Source organism: Rhodococcus sp. GA1 (assembly GCF_024321955.1).
Taxonomy (GTDB): domain Bacteria; phylum Actinomycetota; class Actinomycetes; order Mycobacteriales; family Mycobacteriaceae; genus Rhodococcus; species Rhodococcus pyridinivorans.
In genome coordinates, this window is record NZ_CP097186.1 from 1,438,683 (window position 1) to 1,464,416 (window position 25,734).

General features: G+C 68.6%; 27 protein-coding genes. 13 read left to right on the top strand and 14 right to left on the bottom strand.

The window, feature by feature from the left end; translation table 11 throughout:
- Nucleotides 1–102: 102 nt before the first annotated feature.
- The 5 genes from M3330_RS06620 to M3330_RS06640 form a co-directional block, all read right to left on the bottom strand.
- Nucleotides 103–1,506, bottom strand: a complete 1,404-nt coding sequence (locus tag M3330_RS06620) for a HAMP domain-containing sensor histidine kinase (protein WP_050993447.1) — start codon at nt 1,504–1,506, stop codon at nt 103–105.
- Between the two features lie 8 nt (nt 1,507–1,514).
- On the bottom strand, nt 1,515–2,210 hold the full coding sequence (locus M3330_RS06625; protein ID WP_170318560.1) for a response regulator transcription factor: 696 nt from the start codon (nt 2,208–2,210) through the stop codon (nt 1,515–1,517).
- Nucleotides 2,211–2,273: 63 nt separating this feature from the next.
- The gene (gene rpmF / locus M3330_RS06630) at nt 2,274–2,447 is read right to left on the bottom strand and encodes a 50S ribosomal protein L32 (protein ID WP_006553782.1); all 174 of its coding nucleotides are present in this window, start codon (nt 2,445–2,447) and stop codon (nt 2,274–2,276) included.
- A 32-nt stretch (nt 2,448–2,479) separates the two neighbouring features.
- Nucleotides 2,480–2,731, bottom strand: a complete 252-nt coding sequence (locus M3330_RS06635) for a type B 50S ribosomal protein L31 (protein ID WP_006553781.1) — start codon at nt 2,729–2,731, stop codon at nt 2,480–2,482.
- Nucleotides 2,728–3,945, bottom strand: a complete 1,218-nt coding sequence (locus M3330_RS06640) for a GTP-binding protein (protein WP_033098236.1) — start codon at nt 3,943–3,945, stop codon at nt 2,728–2,730. The genes M3330_RS06635 and M3330_RS06640 overlap by 4 nt, the downstream gene beginning before the upstream one ends.
- A gap of 101 nt (nt 3,946–4,046) precedes the next feature.
- On the opposite strand from M3330_RS06640, the gene rpmB reads away from it, so the two are divergent.
- The 7 genes from rpmB to M3330_RS06675 all read left to right on the top strand — a co-directional run bounded on the left by rpmB (nt 4,047) and on the right by M3330_RS06675 (nt 7,757).
- Entirely contained in the window at nt 4,047–4,283 is a 237-nt protein-coding gene (gene rpmB, locus M3330_RS06645; RefSeq protein WP_033098235.1) for a 50S ribosomal protein L28, read from the top strand.
- Nucleotides 4,283–4,450, top strand: a complete 168-nt coding sequence (gene rpmG / locus M3330_RS06650; RefSeq protein WP_006553778.1) for a 50S ribosomal protein L33 — start codon at nt 4,283–4,285, stop codon at nt 4,448–4,450. Before rpmB ends, rpmG begins: the two co-directional genes overlap by 1 nt.
- 2 nt (nt 4,451–4,452) lie before the next feature.
- Nucleotides 4,453–4,758, top strand: a complete 306-nt coding sequence (gene rpsN / locus M3330_RS06655) for a 30S ribosomal protein S14 (protein ID WP_255027805.1) — start codon at nt 4,453–4,455, stop codon at nt 4,756–4,758.
- A 10-nt stretch (nt 4,759–4,768) separates the two neighbouring features.
- On the top strand, nt 4,769–5,026 hold the full coding sequence (gene rpsR, locus M3330_RS06660; protein ID WP_006553776.1) for a 30S ribosomal protein S18: 258 nt from the start codon (nt 4,769–4,771) through the stop codon (nt 5,024–5,026).
- Between the two features lie 173 nt (nt 5,027–5,199).
- Complete coding sequence (locus tag M3330_RS06665) at nt 5,200–6,126, top strand: AEC family transporter (RefSeq protein ID WP_255027815.1); 927 nt, start codon at nt 5,200–5,202, stop codon at nt 6,124–6,126.
- Between the two features lie 32 nt (nt 6,127–6,158).
- Nucleotides 6,159–6,581 carry a hypothetical protein gene (locus tag M3330_RS06670; RefSeq protein ID WP_019288797.1) on the top strand — a complete coding sequence of 141 codons (423 nt, stop codon included), beginning with the start codon at nt 6,159–6,161 and terminating at the stop codon, nt 6,579–6,581.
- Between the two features lie 3 nt (nt 6,582–6,584).
- Nucleotides 6,585–7,757, top strand: a complete 1,173-nt coding sequence (locus tag M3330_RS06675) for an MFS transporter (protein ID WP_006553773.1) — start codon at nt 6,585–6,587, stop codon at nt 7,755–7,757.
- Nucleotides 7,758–7,784: 27 nt separating this feature from the next.
- Here M3330_RS06675 and M3330_RS06680 read toward each other — a convergent pair whose 3' ends face one another.
- Nucleotides 7,785–9,722, bottom strand: a complete 1,938-nt coding sequence (locus tag M3330_RS06680) for a VWA domain-containing protein (RefSeq protein WP_255027818.1) — start codon at nt 9,720–9,722, stop codon at nt 7,785–7,787.
- Complete coding sequence (locus M3330_RS06685; protein WP_039583560.1) at nt 9,719–11,107, bottom strand: ATP-binding protein; 1,389 nt, start codon at nt 11,105–11,107, stop codon at nt 9,719–9,721. Before M3330_RS06685 ends, M3330_RS06680 begins: the two co-directional genes overlap by 4 nt.
- A 72-nt stretch (nt 11,108–11,179) precedes the next feature.
- Here M3330_RS06685 and M3330_RS06690 point away from each other — a divergent pair, with 72 nt between their 5' ends.
- The 3 genes from M3330_RS06690 (at nt 11,180) to M3330_RS06700 (ending at nt 13,339) form a co-directional block, all read left to right on the top strand.
- Nucleotides 11,180–11,809: a DUF4126 domain-containing protein gene (locus tag M3330_RS06690; RefSeq protein WP_039583541.1), complete on the top strand. Its 630-nt coding sequence runs from the start codon at nt 11,180–11,182 to the stop codon at nt 11,807–11,809.
- Nucleotides 11,810–11,821: 12 nt separating this feature from the next.
- Complete coding sequence (locus M3330_RS06695; protein WP_019288801.1) at nt 11,822–12,787, top strand: alpha/beta hydrolase; 966 nt, start codon at nt 11,822–11,824, stop codon at nt 12,785–12,787.
- 309 nt (nt 12,788–13,096) lie between these two features.
- Nucleotides 13,097–13,339, top strand: coding sequence for a hypothetical protein (locus M3330_RS06700; RefSeq protein WP_064061768.1), 243 nt, complete (start codon nt 13,097–13,099; stop codon nt 13,337–13,339).
- Between the two features lie 39 nt (nt 13,340–13,378).
- Here the strand turns inward: M3330_RS06700 and purH are convergent, their stop codons facing one another.
- From purH to M3330_RS06720, 4 genes are read right to left on the bottom strand one after another with little or no spacing between them, the layout of a single operon-like run.
- Nucleotides 13,379–14,941 carry a bifunctional phosphoribosylaminoimidazolecarboxamide formyltransferase/IMP cyclohydrolase gene (purH, locus tag M3330_RS06705; protein ID WP_006553767.1) on the bottom strand — a complete coding sequence of 521 codons (1,563 nt, stop codon included), beginning with the start codon at nt 14,939–14,941 and terminating at the stop codon, nt 13,379–13,381.
- On the bottom strand, nt 14,928–15,575 hold the full coding sequence (gene purN / locus M3330_RS06710) for a phosphoribosylglycinamide formyltransferase (RefSeq protein ID WP_024103172.1): 648 nt from the start codon (nt 15,573–15,575) through the stop codon (nt 14,928–14,930). The genes purH and purN overlap by 14 nt, the downstream gene beginning before the upstream one ends.
- Before the next feature lie 55 nt (nt 15,576–15,630).
- Nucleotides 15,631–17,232 carry a DUF6350 family protein gene (locus M3330_RS06715; protein WP_033098232.1) on the bottom strand — a complete coding sequence of 534 codons (1,602 nt, stop codon included), beginning with the start codon at nt 17,230–17,232 and terminating at the stop codon, nt 15,631–15,633.
- A 49-nt stretch (nt 17,233–17,281) separates the two neighbouring features.
- A complete protein-coding gene (locus M3330_RS06720; RefSeq protein ID WP_255027833.1) occupies nt 17,282–18,373 on the bottom strand; it encodes a DUF5336 domain-containing protein in 1,092 nt (363 codons plus the stop codon).
- An 83-nt stretch (nt 18,374–18,456) separates the two neighbouring features.
- On the opposite strand from M3330_RS06720, the gene M3330_RS06725 reads away from it, so the two are divergent.
- A complete protein-coding gene (locus tag M3330_RS06725; RefSeq protein ID WP_033098230.1) occupies nt 18,457–19,080 on the top strand; it encodes a YigZ family protein in 624 nt (207 codons plus the stop codon).
- A 68-nt stretch (nt 19,081–19,148) separates the two neighbouring features.
- Here M3330_RS06725 and sucD read toward each other — a convergent pair whose 3' ends face one another.
- Nucleotides 19,149–20,051: a succinate--CoA ligase subunit alpha gene (sucD, locus tag M3330_RS06730; RefSeq protein WP_006553762.1), complete on the bottom strand. Its 903-nt coding sequence runs from the start codon at nt 20,049–20,051 to the stop codon at nt 19,149–19,151.
- Between the two features lie 16 nt (nt 20,052–20,067).
- Nucleotides 20,068–21,237 (bottom strand): ADP-forming succinate--CoA ligase subunit beta, encoded by a 1,170-nt coding sequence (gene sucC, locus M3330_RS06735; RefSeq protein ID WP_006553761.1) that lies wholly within the window; start codon nt 21,235–21,237, stop codon nt 20,068–20,070.
- 448 nt (nt 21,238–21,685) lie between these two features.
- Here sucC and M3330_RS06740 point away from each other — a divergent pair, with 448 nt between their 5' ends.
- Nucleotides 21,686–22,669: a M23 family metallopeptidase gene (locus tag M3330_RS06740; protein ID WP_071936318.1), complete on the top strand. Its 984-nt coding sequence runs from the start codon at nt 21,686–21,688 to the stop codon at nt 22,667–22,669.
- Nucleotides 22,670–22,779: 110 nt separating this feature from the next.
- Here the strand turns inward: M3330_RS06740 and pcrA are convergent, their stop codons facing one another.
- Entirely contained in the window at nt 22,780–25,158 is a 2,379-nt protein-coding gene (gene pcrA, locus M3330_RS06745) for a DNA helicase PcrA (RefSeq protein ID WP_094980891.1), read from the bottom strand.
- Nucleotides 25,159–25,392: 234 nt separating this feature from the next.
- Between pcrA and M3330_RS06750 the strand changes: the two genes are divergently transcribed.
- A complete protein-coding gene (locus M3330_RS06750) occupies nt 25,393–25,728 on the top strand; it encodes a chorismate mutase (RefSeq protein WP_006553758.1) in 336 nt (111 codons plus the stop codon).
- Nucleotides 25,729–25,734: the final 6 nt, after the last annotated feature.

The following is a 25,734-nucleotide window of genomic DNA, read 5'->3' on the forward strand; positions in this document are numbered from 1 at the left end:
CCGATGATGCGGGGTGCGTCGAGCACCTCCGCGCTTCTTCGTCAAGCATGGACCGGGCAGCTGAGAGTCGCCTCAGAAGTACCCGCGATTCTGCTGTCGAATTCACTCGATCTCGGTGGGGTGTGTCTCTCCGTCGAGGGCCGGTGTGCCGGGCAGCACGATGCGGATCAGCGCGCCGCCCCGATTCGACCGTTCGACGGCGATCGTCCCGCCGTGCTTCGTGACCATCTGTCGCACGATGGCCAGTCCCAGACCGGATCCCGGCATCGACCGCGCGGTCGTCGCCCGGTAGAACCGTTCGAACACCAGTTCGCGTTCCTCCTCCGGGATCCCCGGGCCGGCGTCGTCGACGGTCAGCTCCATCAGACCGCTGGCGATCTGCCGCATGTTCACGACGACGTCTTCCCCCGCCGGGCTCCACTTGGCCGCGTTGTCGAGGACGTTGACCACGGCGCGGGTGAGTCCGGCCTGGTCGCCGAAGACGAACCACTGCTCGGTGGTGGCCCGGAACTCGATGTCGGTACGCCGTCGACGCGCACGTTCGAGACTGCGGTCCACCACCTCGGCGACGTCGACGACCTCGAAGACCGTCTCCGGCGCATCCTCACGAGCGAGGTCGACGAGATCGCCGACGAGCGTCGACAACTCCTCGATCTGGCCGATGACGTCGGCCCGCAGCTCGGCCATGTCCTCGTCGGGCAGGCTCGGTGCACCGGGACGGCTCGCGGCGATGAGCAGTTCCATGTTGGTGCGCAGCGAGGTCAGGGGTGTCTTCAGTTCGTGGCCGGCGTCGGCGACCAGCCGGCTCTGCCGTTCTCGCGACTCGGCGAGCGCACGCAGCATCATGTTGAAGCTCTCGGTGAGGCGGGCGAGCTCGTCGTGGCCGGTCACCCGGATGGGCCGCAGGTCGTCGGTGCGCGCGACCCGCTCGGCGGCGGCGGTGAGCCGGGCGACGGGACGCAGACCGGTGCGGCCGACGGTCGCGCCGACGGCGGCGGCGAGCACCACCCCGCACCCGCCGACGATGAACAGCACACTCGCCAGGCGGTTGAGGATCTCGACGGTGGGACGCAGTCGCTGCGCGATCACGACCGTGCTGCCGTCGGGCATGCGCTGGGCCAGTACGCGCTGCTGGGCGACGGTGCGCAGCGACGACTCCCGGTCGCCCTCGGCCACCGCCAGTTCGGGTTCGCCGATGGGCACCGACGAGCCCGGCGGCACGTACCTGCCGAGATCCGGGTAGATCAGGGCAACGCTGATGTCGGAGCTGTAGAGCTGGGCCCCACCGATGTAGCGCGGGTCGTAGGTGATGAGGGTGCTCGACTCGACGAGCGCGGCGGCCCGCGCCCGCAACTGGGTGTCGACCTCCGAGTACAACGCCCGCGAGACCACGGCGTAGGCCGCGATGGAGGTGACGGCGACGGCGAGCGCCACTGCGCCGGCCGCGAGAAGTGTGACGCGGATGCGCAGCGGCACCGAGCGGGTCAGGAGAAGAGGTGGTCGCATCAGGTCGCTCACGGCGGGGTCTCGCGCAGCACGTACCCGACGCCGCGCACCGTGTGGATCAGGCGCGGTTCCCCACCGGCCTCGGTCTTGCGTCGCAGATACCCCACGTAGACCTCGAGGGCGTTGCCGGAGGTCGGGAAGTCGTAACCCCACACCTCCTCGAGGATGCGGCTGCGCGTGAGAACCCTCCTCGGGTTTGCCATGAGCATCTCCATCAGGGAGAACTCGGTGCGGGTGAGGCTGATCGGCCGGTCGCCGCGAGTGACCTCGCGGGTCGCAGGGTCGAGGCTGAGGTCGGCGAACCGCAGCACCTCGTCGGCGGACGAGTCCGGGTCGGGCGCGGCACGACGCAGCAGCGCCCGCAGTCGCGCGAGCAGTTCCTCGAGCGCGAACGGTTTCGGCAGGTAGTCGTCGGCCCCCGCGTCGAGACCCGCGACCCGCTCCGAGACGGAGTCGCGCGCCGTGAGGACGAGGATCGGCAGGTCGTCGCCGGTGCTGCGGAGCCGGCGGCACACTTCGAGGCCGTCGACGCGCGGCATCATGACGTCGAGCACCATCGCATCCGGACGCGACGTCGCGACCTGTTCGAGGGCGTCCTGCCCGTCCGTCGCGAGGTCGACCGTGTATCCGTTGAAGCTCAGTGACCGGCGCAGCGACTCCCGCACTGCACGGTCGTCGTCGACCACCAGAATGCGCATGATCACCATTGTGGCCTGCGCCTACTGAGAGCGCGCTGAGAACCCGCGGTGGCCGGCGGGCTCTACGACTCAGTCGGTCCGCGGGTCGACCTCACCCCTGTGCACGGCCTCGACGAGCCTGCGGGGCACCTTCACGGTCGTTCCGTCGACCGTGATCGGCACGAGATCGGGGACCTTCGCCGTCCACTGCGACCGGCGGTGACGGGTGTTGGAGCGGGACTTCCTGCGTTTGGGGACTGCCATGTCGTTCTCCTTCGATGTCGGGACGTGCGGGATCAGGGTCGGCGCCGGCCGTACTTGCGTTCGAACTTCTCGACGCGACCGGCGGTATCGAGCAGGCGGGCGGCGCCCGTCCAGAACGGATGCGAGTCGCTTGTGACGTCGACGACGATCAGCGGGTAGGTAAGGCCGTCCGACCAGACGGTCGTGCGTTCGGATGTCGCGGTGGAGCGGGTCAGGAAGGTGGCGCCGGTGTTGGCGTCCTGGAAGACCACGGGGTGGTAGTCGGGATGCAGGCCTGATTTCATCGGTGTCCTTCTCTCTCGTTGTCGCGGCGGTCTGCCGGGAGGTCGTCACAAGGGTCTTCGTGGAATCGGCCGAAGGGGTCGCGCCAGGTCGGCCACAGATCGGGGCGGGCGAACTCGTCGTCTGTCACGACCGCCGCGCGCAGCGTGCGGTCGATGAGTTCCGAGTCGGCGTCGTGGACGAGGACGACGATGCTCGTGTCCCGGTCGCCGTAGCGTTCGTCCCAGCGCAGCGACGCCATCGCGCGGCGTTCCGCCGGGATCTCGCGCTGCTGATCGGGAGTCATCGACGCGAGCCATGGCCCCGCGTGAGCGACCCGCAGTCCTCCACCGGCTGATTCGACGAGCAGCGCATTGTCGGGTTGGGTGGCGACCCACAGTCGCCCGCGGGCGCGCACGACGCCGTCGAGCAGCACGTCGATCGCGTGGTGGAGACGTTCCGGATGGAACGGCCGGTCGGCGGAGAACTCGACGAGGCGGATTCCGCAGTCGTCGTCGAGAGGCGGTTGACCTCGCAGGAGAGGCGAGTGCGCCCCGTCGATCGCCCCCCGACGAGCGGTGGCGGGTATCTCCCGGAGGAGCCGCTCGACGTCCGGTTCCCCCGCCCACGCGATCGGCGCGTCCGGGGCGAGTCGGGTGAGCACCGCGTGCAGGCGCGCCTGCTGCCAGCCGTCCGCTCCGGGGAGCACCACCAGCGCATCGGCGAACTCGACCTGGCCGACGACGACCTGCGCCAGGGTGCGGTCGTCGTCGACACGCTCGTTCAGTTCGTCGTCGCCCGTCGCGTCCTCGAGCCAGGTTGCGGCGTCGAGGCAGGTCACGACGCCGTCCACCCGGACATCGAGGGACGCGGGTCCGTCGACACGACCGACGATCCCGCTCACCACGACATGTTCGACTGCCCAGCACAATGCCTCGGGTTCGAGTTGCGGGTCGAGGTGCAGCACGATCCGGTCGACGCTGCTGTAGTCGCGCATGCGGCGCAGAAGCGGCAGCAGATCCTCGCGCAGTGTGCAGGAGACGCACCCGTGCGCGAGTTCGAGGATCTCGGTGCGTTCATCCTCGACGGTGAGCACGGAGCGGCGGAGTACGCCCTGGTCGAGACCGGACAGGTCATGGTGGACGACCGCGGTGCCCGGACGCAGTAGTGACCGCGCGGCCTGCGCAGTCCGTCCGCGCCATCCGCAGACGATGACGAGCGGCGTCCTGATGTCCACAGCATCCCTTTCGATAACGATTGTCATTAACAATGTCAAAGCGTACAGTTGGCGGCGCACTTTGTCGAAAATGATTGTCGTTACCTACGAAAGGAGCCGACGTGTCGGCCACGTGCCAACTCACCGGGCGGCGACCCGGTTTCGGGAGATCCGTATCGCACTCCCATGTCCGCACCAACCGGCGGTGGAACCCGAACATCCAGCGCAGAACCTATTTCGTACCCTCGCTCGGACGCCGGGTCGCGCTGAACCTGTCCACCAAGGGCATCAAGATCGTCGACCGCGACGGCATCGAGAGCGTTGTCGCACGTCTGCGTGCCCGCGGGGAGAAGTTCTGATGGCAGCACGCAGCGAGATCCGGCCCGTCGTCAAGCTTCGCTCGACCGCCGGGACCGGCTACACCTACGTCACCCGGAAGAACCGCCGGAACGATCCCGACCGTCTCGTCCTGCGCAAGTACGACCCCGTGCTGCGCAGACACGTCGACTTCCGCGAGGAGAAGTAGTCGTGGCGAAGAAATCGAAGATCGCACGCAACGAGCAACGGAAGGCGATCGTGGCCCGGTACGCCGAGCGCCGCGCGGAACTGAAGGAGGTCGTGCGCCGACCGTCGGCCTCGCCCGAAGAGCGCAGCGAAGCCCAGCGGGCACTGCAGCGTCTACCCCGCGACGCCAGTCCGGTACGATTGCGCAATCGAGACGCTGCGGACGGCCGCCCGCGCGGCCACCTGCGAAAGTTCGGGCTCTCACGAGTGCGTGTGCGTGAACTCGCCCACCGCGGGGAACTACCCGGCGTCCACAAGTCGAGCTGGTGAGGAGCGAGATATGGCAGTCAAGCGAGGACCGTCGAAGAAGTCGCGTGCCGTAGAGGGACGCAAGCCCAAGAAGAACCCCCTCTTCGCGGCGAAGATCGAGTACGTCGACTACAAGGACGTCAATCTGCTCCGCACCTTCATCTCCGACCGCGGCAAGATCCGCAGCCGTCGCGTCACGGGCCTGACCCCGCAGCAGCAGCGTCAGGTGGCCGTCGCGGTGAAGAACGCCCGTGAGATGGCCTTGCTCCCCTACGTCAGCAGCAAGTAGGTCGTAGCTTCCGACGCCGCCTCTCCCCATCGGGAGGGGCGGCGTCGTCGTATGTGCACCCGAGACCGGTGTTGTTTTCGAAGATCGGCCGAGAATCACAAACAACACCGGTCTCGACGCTCGCTGCGGTCCGATGGCGGGACGACACTCCGGGGTCCTTAGACTAGGCAACCGTGTCGGGTGTGATCGCGGGGTTCAGTGTCATCTTCGTGATCATCGCCATCGGCTTCACGCTGGGGCGCCTGGGCACCCTCGGGCACGAGGCGCAGACGGTGCTCAGCCGGCTCGTCTTCTTCGTCGCCACCCCCGCGCTGCTGTTCGACGTGCTCGCGACGTCCGACCTGTCGGTGATCTTCTCGCCCAATCTCTACATCGCAGCGGCCACGGCGTTCGCCGTCGCGATCGTGCACTTCGTCGTCGCGAAGCTCTGGCTGCGACGTGCGGTTCCCGAGGCGACCATCGGCGCGCTGTGCGCCGGCTACGTCAACTCCGCGAACCTCGGCATCCCCATTGCGGTCTTCGTGCTCGGCGACGCGTCGTTCGTCGCGCCCCTGTTGTTGTTCCAGATCGTCGTGCTCTCCCCCATCGCGCTGACGATGCTCGACCTGTCGACGATGCGCGCCGGGGTCTCGCTCCTCGACACCCTGCTCGCGCCGTTCAAGAACCCCATCGTCCTGGCCGCCGCGGCCGGACTCGCCATCGCGATCAGCGAGTGGGCGCCTCCCGAGGCGTTGCTGCAGCCGTTCCATCTGCTCGGCGGCGCGTCGGTGCCCGGTGCGCTGCTCGCGTTCGGATTGTCGCTGCAGGGCGTCCGGGTGCTCGAGAAGGGGACGAGCCCGCGCCGCGACATCGCGCTCGCCTCGGTGCTCAAGATCTTCGCCCAGCCGGTGCTCGCGTATCTGATGGGGCGTTTCGTGTTCGGCCTCGACGGCCATGCGCTGTTCGCCGTCGTGGTGGTCGCCGCGCTTCCCACCGCGCAGAACGTGTTCGTCTACGCGAGCGCTTACGGTCGCGGCACGGTGCTCGCCCGCGACGCCGCCCTCGTCACCACCCTCGCCTCCATCCCTGCGATCGGCGTGACCGCCGCCCTGCTGGCGTGATGAACACGCGACACGGGAATACCGTGGGAACCATGCGTTCCGTCGTCCGTGCTTGCCGGGGAATCACCGTCCTCGCGATGTGCCTGCTCATCGCGGCCTGCGGATCGAGTTCGGGTACACCGGACGTCCCCGCGCTGCCCGAGGAACCGGTTCCGGCAGGGGCGACGGCGTTCTCGGCGCGACCCGACATCGTCGATGCGCATCCGCTGACGATCCTGTCGTGGTCGCGGGTGAGCGACGACCGGATCGCCCTGCACTTCGAGACGGGCACCCCCGAGTGCTTCGGCGTCGACGCGACCGTCACCGAAACGGACGACACGGTGACGGTGACGCTCCTCGGCGGCACGCTGCCGGAGATGCAGGACCGCATGTGCATCATGGTCGCCGTCGTCGGCGCCCTCGAGGTCTCCTTGCAGTCGCCGCTCGGCGACCGGGTCGTGACCGCCGGCGCCTGACATATGCCGCATCCTCCGCGTCACTGGCTGCTGTATCTGTGCTTGTCCACGGCCCTGCTGCACGCGGCATTCCAGTCGATCCGTGTCCTGGTCTCCTACCGGATTCTCGCGCTGGGCGGTGACGCGACGACCATCGGTGCCGTCACCGCGCTCTACGCCATCGTTCCGCTGATCGCGGCGGTGCGGATGGGACGTGTCGTGGACCGCGGGCACACGACCGCCATTCTGCGTTCGGGCATCGTCGTCACCACGGTCGGTGCCGGGTTGATCGCTCTCAGTTCGGGATTGTTCGTGCTCGCCGCCGGCAATGTCGTGCTCGGTCTCGGACAGTTGCTCGTCACGGTGTCGGGGCAGGCATTCGTGTCGATCCTGTCGCCGCCGGGGCAACTGGATCGCGGGTTCGCCGGTCTCACGCTGGGTGTGTCGGTCGGTCAGGCCGTCGGTGTGCCCGTCGCCGGCGTGATCGCCGCGACCACCGGCGACGGCAACGGCTCCGTCGAGACCACTGGAGCGTTGCTGGTCATGACGGTGTTTTCGCTGCTCTCCCTGCCGCTGGTGCTGGGGCTCCGCGAGCCGCCCGGCTCCGGTCGCACCGCGGAGGACGGCGCGCCGCAGTCGATCCTGTCGATGCTCGCGACGAAGGGCATGAAGCCCGCAATGCTGTCGAGCCTGGTGGTCCTCGCCTCGGTCGACCTGGTCGTGGCCTACCTGCCGTTGCTCGGTGAGCAGTTCGGGTTCGGTGTGCTCCTGGTGTCGATCCTGCTCACCGCCCGCACCATGGCGTCGATCGTCTCGCGTGCTCTGCTGCCGTGGGCGTTGCGCCGGATTCCGCGCAGGTGGCTGCTCGTCTCCGCGACCGCCGGGACCATCGTGCCGGTCGCGCTGCTGCCGCTCGTGCCGAATCCCTGGGTCATCGGCGCGTTGCTCGCCGTGTGCGGAATGTTCTGGGGCGTCGGCCAACCCCTGACGATGACGTGGGTGGTCGAACTCGTCGCACCGGCCGACCGCGCGTCGGCGCTGGCGGTGCGATTGACCGGCAACCGTCTCGGGCAGGTCGCGGTGCCCATGGTGGCCGGCGCGATCGCCGGGGTCGCCGGTGTCGCGTCGATCTTCTGGGTGACCGCCGCCCTGCTGTCCGCCGCCGCGACGACCACGTGGCGGTCGGTGCGCCACTGAGTTCCCGGGGCGCCTCGCGCCGAGTTCCTACGACCGCCGACGGGCCCGCACGTAGTCGGCGACGACCGCCGCCCCGAGACCGTCGACATCGGGCGCGACCACTCGTCCCCCGACGCGACGCGCCAGCACGTCGACGACCCGCGCGAGCCCCGGATCGCTGCCGAGCCGGAAGATCGTGACCTGGGCGCCGAGCCGCGCGATGTGGTCGAGTTCGCGCACCGTCAGCCCCAGAGTGCGTGCGCTCGGCGGGTAGTCGAAGGCCGCGAAGCCGTCCGGTTCGAGGTGAGCGGTGGGTTCACCATCGGTGACGACGAAGACCACCGGCTGCGCGTTGGGATGTCGACGCAGGTGACGACCCGCGAGCATCAGGGCGTGGTGCAGATTGGTGCCCTGCTCGTAGACGCCGTCGAGCCCGGCGAGTTCGGGCGCGGACACCACACGGGCGTGCCGGCCGAACGCGATGAGCTGCAGCGCATCCCCGCGGAAGCGCGTGGACACGAGATGCTCGAGCGCGAGGGCCGTGCGTTTCATCGGCACCCAGCGACCGTCCATGACCATCGAGAACGACGTGTCGACGAGCAGCGCGACCGCCGCCTGCGTCCGCTGCTCGGTCTCGATCACCTCGACGTCCTGCACCGACATCCGCACCGGCAGACCGGGATTGCGCAGGGTCGCGTTGGTGAGGGTCCGTACGACGTCCCACGGTTCGGTGTCGCCGAACTCCCATGCCTTCGACGCGCCGGTCGGTTCGCCGAGCACACCCGCCCGCCGCGACTCGCGTTGCCCGGTGCGCGACGAGATGCGGTTGACGACGTCGCGCAGCGCCGCTTCGCCGAGCCGGCGCATGGCCTTGGGCGACAGTCGCCACTGCCCGTCGGCACCGCGGTCGAAGAAGCCCTGTCGCTGCAGTTCTTTCTCGAGCTCGGCGAGGGTGCGTGCATCGGCCGCGGCCTCGGGTCCGAGATGACGGGCGAGCGCGTCGAGGTCGATGTCGTCGAGGGACGCCCCGGCGTACTGCTGCGACAGCTGCTCGGCGAGCTGGTCGAGTTCGGACAACTCCTGCAGCGCCGAGGTGGCCTCGCCGAGACCCATGCCCTGTTCGCCGCGCACCTGCTCGGAGCCGGTCCAGTCCTCGCCGGGACGCGCGGCCCGCAGGTGGCCGTCGAGACGGTCGAGCTGGCTCATCAGATCCGGGGATCCGAACGCCTGCTGTGCGAGAGCGTCGAGTTCGTCGCGTTGCTCGGGGGTGAGGGAGTTGCGCAGCCGCTGCGCCGCCGCGGCCCGCTGTGCGAGGGAGTCGAGCAGTTCCTCGACGTTCTGCGGGTTCTCCGGGAAGAACTCGCCGTGCTGGGCCATGAACTGCTCGAAGTCCTCCTCGGTGTCCTCACCGCGGGAGTGCTTGTCGAGCAGGTCGTTGAGGTCCTCGAGCATCTCCGAGATGCGTTGCCGGTCCTCGTCGGTGGCCCCCTCGAGCGCCTGCTTCATCCCGGAGAAGCGCTGGTCGAGCATCTCCCGGCCGAGCAGGTCGCGGATCTTCTCGTAATCCTGTCGGGCCTGCGCGCTGCGCCAGTCGTAGTCGGCGAGTTCCTGCACGGCCTGCGCCGTCGACGGCGGCAGTTCCTCGATCCGCATCTCGGCGAACCGCGCGTCGTCGTCGAGGGCCCTGGCCAGTTCTTTGCGTTCCTCGAGCACGGCGCGATCGAGAAGCTCGCGCACCTCCTGGAGGGTGCCGTCGAGGTTGGTGCGGTCGAGCAGCTGCCGTCGACGCCGATTCGCCTGCGCGGCAAGCTTGTCGAGGCCACGCATACCGTCGTGACCGCGGCGCAGCAACTCCCGCAGGGCGCGCTTGGGTGAGGCGCCGGCCATGACGTCGTCGCCGATCGCGGCGAGCGCGTCGCGCAGGTCCACCGGTGGGGCGAGCGGATCGCCCCCGGTATACGGACCGTAGCGGGCGGACCTGCTCATCGGGAGTACACCGCCGAGCCGTCGTCGCCGGTGTCCTTGGCGATGCGCCGTGCCAGATACAGACCTTCGAGGGCGAGTTCCACTGCCGCAGCGCGACTTCCGGTGTCGGTGGCACCGAGCCGTTCGGCGACGGCATCGAGCACAGGCAGTTCGGGGAGTTCGTCGAGCAGCACCTTCGCGGTGATCCGCTCACCGGTGACCACCGGCTCGCCCTGCTCGACGGCGGAGACGAGCGGCCCGAGATCGACGCCCGCGAGTCGCGAGCGGGCCGTTTCGGCCGTCGCGCGCCGGAGGAGATGATCGAGGACCTCGAATTCCCTTCCTTCCTCGCCGGATTCGAACTCGACCTTGCCTCGGAGCACCTCCACGACGGTGCCGAGATCGACGGGACGCGCGACCGGATCGTCCTCGCCGAGGACCGCACCGCGATGCAGGGCCGCGGCCGAGACGGTCTCGGCGCCGGCGACGGCGAACCGTGCAGAGACACCCGAACGCTGGTCGACGGACGTCGATTCGCGCAGCAGCCGGGTGAACCGTGCCAGGATCTCGAGCAGATAGTCGGGGACGCGGGCCTGCAGATGCGCCTCCTGCTCGATGACGGCGATCTCGTCCTCGAGTCGCGTCGGGTAGTGCGTGCGGATCTCCGCTCCGAAGCGGTCCTTGAGCGGAGTGATGATGCGGCCGCGATTCGTGTAGTCCTCGGGGTTCGCACTCGCCACGAGCAACACGTCGAGGGGCAGGCGCAACGTGTAACCGCGCACCTGGATGTCGCGTTCCTCCATGACGTTGAGCAGCGACACCTGGATGCGTTCGGCCAGGTCGGGCAGTTCGTTGACGGCGACGATGCCGCGGTGCGCGCGGGGCACGAGACCGAAGTGGATCGTCTCCGGATCACCGAGGCTGCGGCCCTCGGCGACCTTCACGGGGTCGACGTCGCCGACGAGGTCGGCGACCGAAGTGTCGGGCGTCGCGAGCTTCTCGGCGTACCGCTCGCTGCGGTGCCGCCACGCGACGGGCAGGTCGTCGCCGAGTTCGGCGGCCCGGCGGATCGACGCCGGGGTGATGGGCTCGTAGGGATGCTCGCCGAGCTCCGAACCGGCGATGACCGGGGTCCATTCGTCGAGCAGCAGCGGCAGGGTACGTAGCAGGCGGGTCTTGCCCTGACCGCGTTCGCCGAGCAGGACCACGTCGTGACCGGCGATGAGGGCGCGTTCGAGCTGCGGGACGACGGTGTCCTCGAAACCGAGGATGCCGGGCCACGGATCGGTACCGTCGCGCAGCGCAGCGAGCAGGTTGTGCCGGATCTCGTTCTTGACGGACCGTTGCACGTGGCCGGAGGCGCGGAGCTCGCCGACCGTGGAGGGGCGCGGTGTGGGTGACGTCACCTCACCCAAGGTACGACCGAACCGCCGTTTCGGCATCCGCGATCCCGCGACCGGTCCGCCTACACTCGCCGCATGGACACCTGGATCCTGGCGGCCCTGCTCGGGCTGGGGCTCGCGGCCGCCACCGGGCTGCGCACCTTCCTGCCGCTGCTGCTCCTGTCGGTCGCGGTCCACTTCGAACTCTTCGGGGTCGTCCTCAACGAATCGATGCAGTGGCTCGGGTCCACCTCGGCGCTCGTCGCCCTGACGATCGCCACCGCCGTGGAGGTCGTCGCCGACCTCGTGCCGCTCGTGGACAACGCACTGTCCGCCCTCGGCACGGTGACCCGGCCGGTCGCGGGTGCGCTTGCGGCGTGGGCGGCCTTCGCGAGTCTCGATCCCGCGATGGCGGCACTCGCGGGCATCGTCATCGGCGCCCCGACCGCCCTGGCGGTGAGCACGGCGCAGACGGGCACGCGGGTCGCGAGTACCGCGACCACCGCCGGTTTCGGCAACCCGGTGCTGTCGATCGTCGAGAGCGTCGCCTCGTTCGTCACGTCGCTGATCGCGCTGCTCGCTCCCCTGCTCGTCGTCCCGCTGCTGGCGCTGTTCGGATGGCTCGGCGTACGGGGCTACCGTCGGGTACGCCGGGCCCGTTCGTCACGCACGAAACCGACGCCACACCGCGGCGCCCTCGACACGGGCCGGTCCGGCGACTTCTGATAGACACATGACATGTCGGACACCGAGATCACCTTTTCCAGCGGCGACGTGACCCTGCACGGCAGCCTGCGGGTACCCGTCTCCATGAGGGGTCCGGTGCCCGCCGTGCTGCTGCTCGCCGGCAGCGGTCCCACCGACCGCAACGGCGACAGCGCACTGCTCCCCGGATCGATCGGCACCCTGCGGCATCTCGCCGACGTGCTCGAACGCAAGGGATTCGCGAGTCTGCGCTACGACAAGCTCGGCAGCGGTGTGACCGCGCTCGGCCCGTACAGCGTCGAGGACGTCGCCGATCTCGGTTTCTCGACATTCATCGACGGCGCCGCCGACGCGCTCGCCTTCCTCGGTTCGCAGCGCGGGGTCGACCCGGAGCGGCTCTACGTCGTCGGGCACAGCGAGGGCGCGCTGATCGCGCTGTCGCTCGCCCAGGACAACGACTCGATCGCCGGACTCGGCCTGATCGAACCGCTCGCCGTGCGCCTGCTCGACCTGCTGACCGCCCAGATCGACGCACAGCTCGACGCCGTCGTCGCCGCGGGACAACTTCCCGTCCAGATCGCCGATGAACTGCGGGTCGCGCTCACCGGCGCGGTCGAGTCGCTCCGCGCCGACGGCACCCTCAGCGACACTCTCCCCGAGCCGCTGCGCAACGCCGGGCTCGTCCCCACCAACGCGAAGGCACTCGCCGAGGAGGACGCGCTCGATCCGCGGATGCTCGCCGCACAGGTCGCCGGCGACCTGCCGGTGCTCACCGCGGTCTCGTCCAAGGACATCCAGGTGCGGGTCGAGGACGTCGACGCGCTCGACGCGGCACTCGTCCACACCCGTCTGACGTCGCTGCGCATGACGCGCACCAACCACGTGCTCAAGGACATCGGCGACCAGCAGTCGACGGGCGCCGACTACGTCGCCGACCTGCCCTTCTCCGACGAGTTCACGTCCGGTTTCGAGGCGTGGCTCGACAAGCTGAGGGGCTGATCGGCCCACCCCCACGCACGGACGACGCGGAAATAACAAATGTCCATTCCGCGTTGTTCGTGTATGGTCATCCGTTAACCAACTGGTTCACATGAGAAAGGTACGGTCCGATGCGATACAAGCACATGTACGTAGCCGGTTGTTCCGTACCGTTTTCTCACTTCTTCTTCCACTTCGCGGCGGAGCGATCCCGAGAATAGAAGTCACACGACGACTCGTTCTCGGGCACTCGGGGCACATACGCCCCGGGTGCCCTTTCTCTATCCCCGACCGCGACCCGTACAAGATCACCTCGACAGGAGAAACACCATGAAACTGAGAATCGAATCCGGCGGCACCGTGTCGACCGAACTGCCCGAAGACCTCACCGGTCACGCCATCACCATCGACCTGAGCCGGGTCGGCGGTACCGAGAGCGGCGCCGCCTCCGCGGATCTCATCCGCGAGCTGCTCGACCGCGGCGCTGCCAAGCTCGTCATCTCCGAGGGGCGCGGCAAGCGCACCGTCGAACCCACCGCGCACGACAACGGCACCCACGCGCACGCCGCCTGAGCGACGATGCGCGTGGGTGCCGCGCGTGTGTGTTCGTGACTAGTGCGCGAAGTGCCGCGCGCCGGTGAGGTACAGCGTCACGCCGGCCTCGCGAGCGGCCTCGATGACCTCGTTGTCGCGCACCGAGCCACCCGGCTGCACGATCGCCTTCACGCCGGCCTCGGTCAGCACCTGTAGACCGTCGGCGAACGGGAAGAAGGCATCCGACGCGGCCACCGACCCGGCGACACGATCACCCGCACGGGTGACGGCGAGTCGCGCCGAGTCGACGCGGTTGACCTGACCCATGCCGACACCGACGGTCGCGCCGCCCGAGGCCAGCAGGATCGCGTTGGACTTCACTGCACGGCATGCGCGCCAGGCGAATTCGAGATCGCGCAGCGTGGCCTCGTCGGCTGCCTCGCCGCACGCGAGCTGCCAGTTGGTGGTGGAGTCGCCGTCCGCGGTGAGCACGTCGCGCTCCTGCAGGAGCAGCCCGCCGGAGATCTGACGGATCTCGACCGGAGCCGACTTCGGCGAATCGGCGCGCAGGATGCGGATGTTCTTCTTGCGGGAGAGCACGTCGACAGCCCCGTCGGCGTACGACGGGGCGATGATCACCTCGGTGAAGATCTCGGCGACCTGCTCCGCCATCTCGACGCTCACCTCACGGTTGGCGGCGATGACGCCACCGAAGGCCGAGACCGGATCGCACTCGTGCGCGTTGCGGTGCGCGGTGGCGATGTCGTCGGCGATCGCGATGCCACACGGATTGGCGTGCTTGATGATCGCGACGCACGGCTCGCTGTGGTCGTGCGCGGCGCGCCAGGCGGCGTCGGCGTCCTGGTAGTTGTTGTAGGACATCTCCTTGCCGTGGAACTGCTCGGCCTGCGCGAGCCCCGGCTCACCGGCCTCGTTCACGTACAGGGCCGCGGCCTGGTGCGGGTTCTCGCCGTAGCGAAGGACATTCGCGCGGGTCCAGGTAGCGCCGGTCCACGCCGGGAACTGCGACTCGTCGCCCTCGGGCGCCGCGTAATCGCTGTTCATCCAGCTCGCCACCGCGACGTCGTAGGCGGCGGTGTGCTGGAACGCCTGCGCGGCAAGACGCTTTCGCTGCTCGAGGGTGAAACCGCCACCCTCGACGGCGGCGAGCACGTCACCGTAGGCGGCCGGGTCGACGACGACTGCGACCGACGGGTGGTTCTTCGCCGCGGCACGCACCATCGACGGGCCACCGATGTCGATCTGCTCGACGCACTCGTCGGGGCTCGCACCCGAGGCGACCGTCTGCGTGAACGGGTAGAGGTTCACGACGACGAGTTCGAACGCCTCGATGCCCAGATCGGCGATCTGATCGAGGTGGTCCTGCTTGCGGGTGTCGGCGAGGATGCCGGCGTGCACGCGCGGGTGCAGGGTCTTCACCCGGCCCTCGAGGCACTCGGGGAAGCCGGTCAGTTCCTCGACCTTCGTCACCGGCACGCCTGCGTCGGCGATGGTCTTGGCCGTGGAGCCGGTCGAGACCAGCTCGACACCTGCCGCGTGGAGCCCTGTCGCCAGCTCCACCAGCCCGCTCTTGTCGTACACGCTGACCAGCGCGCGGCGCACAGTCTTACGTTCGGTCACCGGGGATCACGGCCTTTCGTCCATCGGAAACAACTCCACGGGTGGCGACGGCGGCGACCATCTCGGCCAGCAGCCGCCGCTCCACAACCTTGATGCGCTCGTGCAGGGTGTCCTCGTCGTCGTCGTCGAGCACCTGCACGGCTTCCTGCGCGAGGATCGGTCCGGTGTCGACTCCCCCGTCGACGAGATGCACCGTCGAACCGGTGACCTTGACGCCGTAGGCCAGGGCGTCGGCGACGGCGTGCGCGCCGGGGAACGACGGCAGCAGCGCGGGATGAGTGTTGATGATGCGGCCGGCGAACCGTTCCAGGAACGCCGAACCCAGGATCTTCATGAAGCCTGCGGACACCACGAGGTCGGGTTCGTGGGCGGCGACCGCGTCGGTCAGCGCGCGGTCCCACGCGGTGCGGTCCTCGAAGTCGCGCAACGCGACGCGGAACGAGGGGATCCCCTCGTCGGCGGCGTGCCCTTCGGCGGGGCATTCGCGGTCGACACCGACAGCGACGACTGTCGCGGGATATCCGTCGGTCCGGGTGGCGTCGAGCAGCGAACGCAAGAGGCTGCCCGTGCCCGAAGCGAGGACGACGAGCCGCGCCGGCGCGGTGGGCGGCAGCTGGTCACGCGAGGCAGTCAGGGTCCACTCCTGTGAAGTCGAGGTGGGTCGGCCGATCGACCGGCCGTAGGAGAGCCTAGTCGGCACCCTTTTCGGCCTTGTTCGCGACCTCCTCGGCGGGCTCGTCGTCGTCCTCGGCGTCATCCTCGTCGACGACCTCGACCACCTCGGCGTCGATGACGTCGTCGGCGTCCGCATCCTCTTCGAGGCTCTCCGCGTCGTCCTCGGCAGCCTCGTCCTCGTCGACTGCGGCCGCTTCGTCCTCGTCGACTTCTGCCACCTCGCGCTCGGCGGCGGTGGTGTCCTCTGCCACAGGAGCTTCGAGTGCCGAGGTCTCGTTCTCGGCCGCCTCGAGTTCTCCGTCGGCTCCTGCATCAGCGGCGTCGTCGGCCTCGGCCGCGTCCGTCGCATCCTCCGAGGTCTCCTCGTCCACCTCGGTGTCGGCGCGCAGTGCCACCGCGGCCAATCGTCCTTCGCGCCACACGAGCAGCTGCGCCGTGATGATGCCGAGCAGGCCCGACCAGGCGAAGACGAGGATGCCGGCGAGCCACCAGTTGGCGCCGACCGTGCCGAAGACGCCGAGCGGGCCGCCCGCAACCCAGGTCGCCAGCGCCGTGACGAGTCCGGCGCCCGCTGCGGCAGCGAGCACCGTCCATGAAGCGTCGGCGCTGCCCACCGGGGCACCGTCGGCCTTCGCCTGCAGGGTTCGCTGCGCGGCGAAACGTCCGAGCAGCGCACCGACCGTCGCCGGAACGGCCAGCAGCACCGGCCAGAACGCTGCGGCCGGACCCGAGGGGACCGCCGCGAGCACCGGCAGCGCCGGGAGGTCACCGCCCGTCGCCTCGAACAGGCTCAGGTGGATGTCGCCGACGTGCACGGTGCTGCCCGCCAGAACGGCCGCGGCACCGATGATGACGTTGGGCAGGTACAGGATCGACATCACCGTCAGCCCCAGCACGCCGGTCCAGTGATCCCCGCGCGCGAGCAGTTCACCGACGACGTTCCACGACCACAACAGTCCGGCGACGACCGCCACCCCACCGAGGGCGAACATCCCCAGCAGCACCCGCAGTGCCGGACGGAAGGCGAGCACGAGCCAATCGGGAGCCGAGTAGTAGCGCACCAGCGGCTTCCACACACGGGAGCCGATACCGATGAGAGCCGCGGCCAGGTAGATGGCGGTGACCCACGCGAGCGCGGCAGCTGCATTCGGAGGCGTCACCGGCAGCACGCTCGCCGCATCCTGCAGCACGATCAGCGACGCCGCGGTCACCAGTAGCGGGCCGGCGAGGACGGCGACGGTGATGCGCGAGACATCCTGACGGTCGAGGGCGTACCCACTGTTCTCGACGAGCGCGTCGGCCGCAGACGCACACCCGCGCGCCGCCTGCCACACCAGGACCGCGGTGGGCAGCAGCGGCAGCACACCGAGCGACGTGCCGTCGATCGTGAGCGTCACCTGGTGCAGTGCGAGCCACGTGCCGGCGATCGCAGCGTAGATGCCGGTGAGGTCGCTGTTGGCGACGACCATCGTCGTCACCACGATGGTGGCCACGACGGCGAGCGTCACCGCCGGAACGCGGGCCGCGGTGCCGAGCAGGATGCGAAACCGCTCCGGGTCCAGGCTGTCGTCGTCGGTTGGAACGTGCCGGGTGGACCGGCCGAGCGTCGAAGTCATCGGTTCGAGAGTGTCACCGACACGGCGATCGTGGTGTCAGGCGCGCCGATCACCGCTGGTCGTCCGGTGCGCGGAAGGCCTGCGTGGCGTCCTGGTCGCCGGTCGCAGTGGTCCCGGTCTCCTCGCGACGTTCCGTGCCCGTCGTGTCGTCATCGGACACTGTGCCGTCCGCCCGGGTGGCTGGGCCGTCCGCCCGGGTGTCGGTGTGGTCCGTCGAGTCCTGAGCGCCGTGCGGTTCCTGGACCGGGTACTGCTGGGTCGGCTGCGCACCCGTGTACTGCTGGCCGGCGCCGTACTGCTGGGCACCGGAATACTGTGCTCCCCCGCCGTACTGCTGAGCGCCCGGGAACTGCTGAGCGCCCGGGAACTGCTGGGAACCGGGGAACTGCTGGGCTCCGCTGTACTGCTGCCCGCCGTACTGCTGGGCGCCCGGATACTGCTGGGACCCGCCGTACTGCTGCGACCCCGAATACTGCTGCGCGCCGGAGTACTCCCCCGACGTCTGCTGTCCGGGATACGCCTGGTGTCCGGGATGCGGCGCACCGAACTGGGACTGCCCGACGGCTCCTTGCTGCGAGCCGTAGGGCTGGCCGTATCCCTGCGGACCGTAAATCTGCGGCGAACCGGAGCCCTGGGGCTGACCTGTTCCCGCACCGGTCCCGAATCCCTGGTACTGCCCGGCGCTCTGCGGCGACCCGAAGGAACTCCGCTCACCCGACCGGCCGGACACGAGGATGCCGAGGCCGAACAGCAATGCGACGAGCGCCAGCGCGAACTGCAGGAAACCGAGGACGAGGATCGTCACGCCGCCCCACGCGATCCCGGTGTCCTCGGGCAGATGGAAGAGCTGGAACAGGGATGTCACGAAACCGACGCCCGACGCCGCGACGGCCACCGCACGCAGGTCCTGGCCGGGGAGCAGCGACAGCGCCGCGCTCACACCGCCGAAGAGCAGGAAGGCCAGCGGCACGACGGCGAAGCCGAAATCGAAGGACGTGAGCGCCACCTGCGAGCCGAAGGTGATGCTCACGAAGGGCGTGAGGCCGAGGAGGAAGTTCACGGCACCGAGCACGGCCACCGCGAGTGGCAGCAACAACGGCACCACCTTGCTCTGGGCGGATGCGCCTGCGGGGAATGTCATCGATTCTCCTGCCGTCGATCGGTGTGTGTCGGTCACTCGTCCTGCAGTCAACAGCCTAGGGACTACCCGAGAGAATGGGGTCCATGCCGCACACTCTCGCCCCGGGCCCCGACGTCGTGGTCGAGACGGAGGTGAAGCACTCGCGTTTCCTCGCCGCGGTTCGTCGTGTCGACACGGCCGACGCCGCGCTCGCCTTCGTCGACGAACAACGCCGACTGTATCCCGATGCCCGACACCACTGCTGGGCGTTCGTGGTGGGTGACGACCCGTCGGCGCGTGCCGAGCGGTCGAGCGACGACGGGGAGCCGGGCGGCACGGCCGGCATCCCGATGCTGCAGGTCCTGCACCACCGGGATCTGGTGAACGTCGCGGTGGTGGTAACCCGATGGTTCGGAGGGATCAAGCTCGGCGCGGGCGGGCTGGTGCGCGCGTACTCGGGTGCGGTCGCGACGGCCTTGGACGAGGCGCCCCTCGTCGAGCGCAGGCAGCAGGAGAAGTTCACCCTCGCGATCGATCACGGCGAAGCGGGTCGCGTGGAGGCGGAACTGCGCGGCCGCGGGGTCGCAGTGCTCGACGTGACCTATGCGGACCGGGTGGTCCTCACCGTCGCGGGGCGCGAGCGGAGCGAACTGGAGGGCTGGGTGGCGTCACTGACGTCCGGGGCGGGCGAACTCGAACCCGCGGGAGTCGACTGGATCGACTCCTGAAACGGCGCGTGCGCGCCTCCCGATGGCGGAACGCCACCGGAAGGCGCGCACGGAAGGCGACGCTGCTGTCAGAGCGACTGCAGGATCTCGCGAGCGAGCGCAGCGGTCTCGGACGGCGTCTTGCCGACCTTCACGCCAGCCGCCTCGAGAGCGTCCTTCTTGGCCTGAGCGGTGCCCGAGGAGCCCGAGACGATGGCGCCGGCGTGGCCCATGGTCTTGCCCTCGGGAGCGGTGAAGCCTGCGACGTAGCCGACGACGGGCTTGGTCACGTTGGCCTTGATGTAATCGGCCGCGCGCTCCTCGGCGTCGCCGCCGATCTCGCCGATCATGACGATGACCTTGGTCTCCGGGTCCTTCTCGAACGCCTCGATGGCATCGATGTGGGTGGTGCCGATGACCGGGTCGCCGCCGATGCCGATGGCGGTCGAGAAGCCGTACTCGCGCAGCTCGAACATCATCTGGTAGGTCAGGGTGCCCGACTTCGAGACGAGGCCGACCGGACCCTTGCCGGCGATGTTCGCCGGGGTGATGCCGACGAGCGCCTCACCCGGGGTGATGATGCCGGGGCAGTTGGGGCCGATGATGCGGGTCTTGTTGCCCTTCTGGACGTTGTACGCCCAAGCGTAGGCGGAGTCCTGCACCGGGATGCCCTCGGTGATGACCACGAGCAGCGGGATCTCCGCGTCGATGGCCTCGACGATGGCGTCCTTCGAGAAGGCCGGGGGAACGAACGCGATCGAGACATCGGCGCCGGTCTCCTTCATGGCCTCGGCGACGGAGCCGAAGACGGGGAGCTCGACCGGGTTGCCGTCCTTGTCGGTGTGCGAGACCGTCGTGCCGGCCTTGCGGGCGTTCACGCCGCCGACGACCTGGGTGCCGGCCTTGAGCATGAGCGCGGTGTGCTTGGTGCCCTCGCCGCCGGTGATGCCCTGGACGATGACCTTGGAATCCTTGGTAAGGAAGATTGCCATTGTTCTGTGTGTCCCTTTACTTCGCTGCGAAGGCGAGTTCGGCCGCCTTGTCGGCAGCCTCGTCCATGGTGGCGACGACCGTGACCAGCGGGTGGTTGGCCTCGGCGAGGATGCGGCGACCTTCGTCGACGTTGTTGCCGTCGAGGCGGACGACCAGCGGCTTGTTGGCCTCGTCGCCGAGGATCTCGAGGGCCTTGACGATGCCGTTCGCGACCGCGTCGCACGCGGTGATGCCACCGAAGACGTTGACGAACACGCTCTTGACCTGAGCGTCGTTCAGGATGACGTCGAGACCGGCAGCCATGACGGCCGCAGAGGCGCCGCCACCGATGTCGAGGAAGTTGGCGGGCTTGACGCCGCCGTGCTTCTCGCCTGCGTAGGCGACGACGTCGAGGGTCGACATGACCAGGCCGGCGCCGTTACCGATGATTCCGACCTCGCCGTCGAGCTTGACGTAGTTGAGGTCGTTCTCCTTGGCCTTGAGCTCGAGGGGATCCGTGGCGTCCTTGTCCTCGAACTCGGCGTGGCCGGGCTGACGGAAGTCGGCGTTGGCATCCAGGGTGACCTTGCCGTCGAGGGCGAGGATCTGGTCGTCCGGGGTACGGACGAGGGGGTTGACCTCCACGAGAAGAGCGTCTTCCTTGACGAAGACCTCCCACAGCTTCTGGATGGTCACGGCTGCGGCGTCGAGGACCTCGGCGGGCAGGTGGCCCTTCTCGGCGATCTCGCGCGCGAACGCGAGGTCGACACCCTTGACGGCGTCGACGGGGACCTTGGCGAGGCGCTCCGGCTTGGTGGCGGCGACCTCTTCGATCTCCATGCCGCCCTCGACCGAGCACATCGCCAGGTAGGTGCGGTTGGTGCGGTCGAGCAGGAAGGAGATGTAGTACTCCTCCGCGATGTCGCTGGCCTCGGCGACCAGGAGCTTCTTGACGATGTGACCCTTGATGTCGAGCCCGAGGATGTTCTCGGCGTGGGTCTGCGCGTCGTCTGCGGTGGCGGCGTACTTCACGCCACCGGCCTTGCCGCGGCCGCCGACCTTGACCTGGGCCTTGACCATGACCGGCTTGCCGATTTCCTCCGCGATCTCGCGGGCACCGGCGACAGTGTCGGTAACACGGCCGGCCGACGTCGGCACGTCATGCTTGGCGAAGAGTTCCTTCGCCTGATATTCGAAGAGATCCATCTGCTCACCGTCTCGTCTGCGTTCACGCCCGCTCCGGGGTATCGAGCGGGTCGTTTCGGACTCTAGTTTCTCGGCCGGGCCGCGGATCACGCGCGGCAGTCCCATGTGGCACAGGTCACGCGCGCGTAGGTCCGGGAACGACTTCACAGTTCCCCTCCCGGGACGTGGCGGGCGCCACGTTCGAGCGGAGCACTCGGTTCAGAATGACAGGTACCCACTCGCTCCCCGACACCGGATCCCACGCTGCCGCGATGCAACAGACTCGTGACGTGTCGGAAAACAGTGTTTGGAACTCCGGCCGCTGGGGCATGTCCCAATTTGCCCCGGTTTGCACTGTGATGCCACTCACATAACGTCCGCCGGACGAACTACGGCTTGCCACCCCCGCGATCACTTCGTTACCGTCGCCTGGTCGAAGTAACGATGAGGTCACGAACGGAGGATGGCGATGCGCTCTGGTAACCCGAGTGCCGAGAGCCGAACCCGCCGTCCCGAATCGGCACCCGAAGACTGGAATGCCTGGGAAGCCGCCACGATGGACTTCCGTAACACCGGCCCCGGTTCCGAGCCCACCTACTACTCCGACTCCTTCGGCCACGCCGTCCGCGACGACCGCTTCGCGCAGGATCGTCGCGACGAGAGCACCGACGTCACCGCTCCCGCATCCCGCGGTGGAGCCCATCGACTTCCCACTCCCCCCACTGCCCTCAAGGGCCGCGCCGCAGTCTTCGCGGTCGCCGCAGGCGCCGTGGTCGCCGCGGGCCAGGCCGCAGCCAATGGTGGTCCGGGACAGAACACCGAGCACTCCGAGGTCGCTCTCGCCGCCGGCGAAGCCGATTCCTCGATCATCACGGCCACCGCAGTGCCGCAGGCCGCACAGTTCGCGCCGAGCGCCGACGCCGAGCCGTCGCAGGCCCCGCAGGTGCTCAACATCGCCGACCCGAACGACCTGTCGCAGTTCTCGAATCTCCTGGCCAAGGGCCAGCGATTCAGCGAGGAACGCGCTGCGCGCGAGGCCGCGGCCCGTCGCCCGCTGTTCGTCCTCCCCGCCGCGGGGTCGTTCACCTCGAACTTCGGCGCACGCTGGGGCACCCTCCACGCCGGCGTCGACATCGCAGGCCCCATCGGCACCCCGATCCTCGCGGTCGCCGACGGTGAGGTCATCGATTCCGGCCCGGCTTCCGGCTTCGGCATGTGGGTCCGCCTCCTCCACGCCGACGGCACCATCACCGTGTACGGGCACATCGACCAGTCCCTGGTGACCGTGGGTCAACACGTCATGGCCGGCGACCAGATCGCCACCATGGGCAACCGCGGCTTCTCCACCGGCCCGCACCTGCACTTCGAGGTGCACCTCAACGGCGTCGACAAGATCGATCCCGTCCCGTGGCTCGCCACCCGGGGTATCGCCCTCGGCATCCAGCGCGACTGACCGACCTCGCCGCCGTACGTTCGGCGTGCGTCACGTTCCGCCCTCTTTCCCGCTTCGGTGCGGACCCGCTCTTTCGTGCGAATCCGCGCCTGACACAGGCTTTCAGGGCATCACAGTTTGATCATCGGCACACCGCCGACGAGCATCAACCGCACCTTGCCGGCACTGCCGAAGTCGATCACGACGGTGGCCGTGGGGCCCGAGCCCCGAGTTTCGAGAACTGTTCCGAGACCGTACTTGTCATGGCTGACGCGGTCGCCGACGTCGAGCACCAAGTGGTTGTTGCGTCCGCGCGCCGCACCGAAACTCGGTGTTCCCGAGGATCCGCGCCGCTCGCCCGCACCGAACCGTGAACCAGTGCCCGAGCCGATCGCCTGACCACGGGCGGGCGTGGGCTCGAGGCGTCGCCAGTCGATGAGGTGCTGCGGAATCTCTTGCAGGAAACGAGATTCCGGATTGGTGAGCGGCTGCCCCCAGGACGAACGCAACACGGCCCGCGTGAGATAGAGACGACGCCGGGCGCGCGTGATGCCGACATACGCGAGTCGCCGTTCCTCGGACAGCTCGGCCGGATCGCCGAGGGCACGCATGTGCGGGAACTGGCCGTCCTCCCAACCGGTGACGAACACAACCGGGAACTCGAGGCCCTTCGCGGTGTGCAACGTCATCAGCGTGACCACACCGGCCTCGTTCTCCGGGATCTGGTCGGCGTCGGCGACGAGCGAGACCTTCTCGAGGAACGCCGCGAGCGATCCTGGTTCGGGATCCCCCTCTTCACGTTCGTCGTCGACGATCCCGGCCGCGTTACGGACGTCGGCACTGAATTCCCTTGCCACGCTGACGAGTTCATGGAGGTTGTCGAGACGGGCGCCGTCCTGCGGGTCGTCGCTCGCCGACAACTCGGCGCTGTATCCGGTGCGATCGAGGATCGCCTCGACGACGTCGCCGATGTCCACCATGTCGTTGCCGTCGGCGTCGCTCGCGACGAGCATCGCCCGCAGGCCGTCCATCATCTCGACGAAACCGGCGATCGCCTTCTGCGCCCGCGTGTTCAGCAGCGCGACCTTGCCGGCCGCGGCGTCGGCGAGGGCCTGCCCGAAGCTCACACCGAGCCGCTCGGCGTGCACCGCCACGCACGCCTCGGCACGATCGCCGATACCGCGGCGAGGGGTGTTGAGGATGCGGCGCAGGCTCACCGTGTCGTCGGGGTTGTCGAGCACCTTCAGGTACGCAACGACGTCGCGCACCTCCTTGCGCTCGTAGAACCGCACACCGCCGACGACCTTGTAGGGCACACCGTGCCGGATGAAGACGTCCTCGAACGCGCGGGAGGCATTGTTGGTGCGGTAGAACACCGCGATGTCGGAGTAGGTGGTGTCGCCGCCGTCGACGAGCCGGTCGATCTCGGCGGCGACGAACCGCGCCTCGTCGTGCTCGTTGTCGGCGACGTAGCCGGCGATGAGTTCGCCCTCACCCGAATCGGTCCACAGCCGCTTCTCGCGGCGACCCGTGTTCTTGGAGATGACGGAATTGGCCGCCGACAAGATGTTCTGGGTGGAGCGGTAATTCTGTTCGAGCAGGATCGTGCGCGCCTGCGGATAGTCGCGCTCGAACTCCTCGATGTTGCGGATCGTGGCGCCGCGGAAGGCGTAGATCGACTGGTCGGCGTCGCCCACCACGCACAGTTCGCTCGGGGGGACGGCGGATTCCTCCTCCGGATCGCCCACGAGGGTGCGCACCAGCACGTACTGCGCGTGGTTGGTGTCCTGGTACTCGTCGACCAGGACGTGACGGAACCGGCGCCGGTAGTACTCGGCGACCTGCGGATGAGCCTGCAGCAGCGCCACCGTCTCGCCGATGAGGTCGTCGAAGTCGAAGGCGTTCGCCGTGCGCAGGCGCTGCTGGTAGTGCGCGTAGACCCGAGCGACGACGCGGGTGAGTTCGGTGGCCGCCGAATCGGTCTCCGCCTCGTGGGCGGCTTCTTCCGGCCCGATCAATTCGTTCTTCAGGTTCGAGATCTGTGTGGACAGCAGCCGGGCGGAGTACTTCTTGCTGTCGAGTTCGAGATCCTTCGCGATCATCGTGAGCAGACGACGGGAATCGTCGGCGTCGTAGATCGTGAAATTCGAATTCATGCCCTGCAGCAGACCCGCCTGCGCGCGCAGGATCCGGACGCAGCTCGAGTGGAAGGTCGAGACCCACATCGCATTCGCGCGCGGCCCCACCAGAGCCGCCACCCGCTCGCGCATCTCGGCGGCGGCCTTGTTGGTGAACGTGATGGCGAGCACCTGACCAGGGACGACGCCGCGCTCGGCCAGCAGATAGGCGATGCGACGCGTGAGCACCGCAGTCTTGCCGGAGCCCGCGCCCGCGACGATCAGCAGCGGGGCTCCTTCGTGCGTGACCGCTTCCCGCTGCTGCGGATTGAGCCCTTCGAGAAGAGCATCGGATCCGGGGCGGGAGTTTGCGAGCGCGACGGGAGTGTTCATCGTTTCACCAAACTACCGGACCGTTCGGACAACGGATCCGGACCACACAGTCGATCAAGCCGAGTGGCAGGGCCTACATGGTGAGTGGCAAACTGGAGACCATGTCTTCTGTCCTTTGCAGGCTCGGATCGAGTTCCGGTTGTCGCTGTCGATTCCCGACTGCCGGCCCGACCCGATACCGGTAACAGCCGCTCCCATACGGGCGATCCTTCAGAGCAGATGCGAGGAGACGACATGAGCACGCACATCGATTCTTCCCTTTCCGGCGAGCCGGACCAGGCGAACGCCGGAACACCGGCCGCGACCGACGACACCGCAGTGCCCACCGAGGCCGAGATCGAGGAGCTCCGCAAGGAGATCGATCGTCTCGACGCCGAGATCCTGGCCGCGGTCAAGCGCCGCACCGAGGTCTCCCGCATGATCGGGCGTACCCGCATGGCGTCCGGCGGTACCCGTCTCGTGCACAGCCGCGAGATGAAGGTCCTCGAGCGGTTCAGCGAGTTGGGCCAGGAAGGCCACACCCTGGCGATGCTGCTGCTCCGCCTCGGGCGTGGCCGCCTGGGCCACTAACGGCGT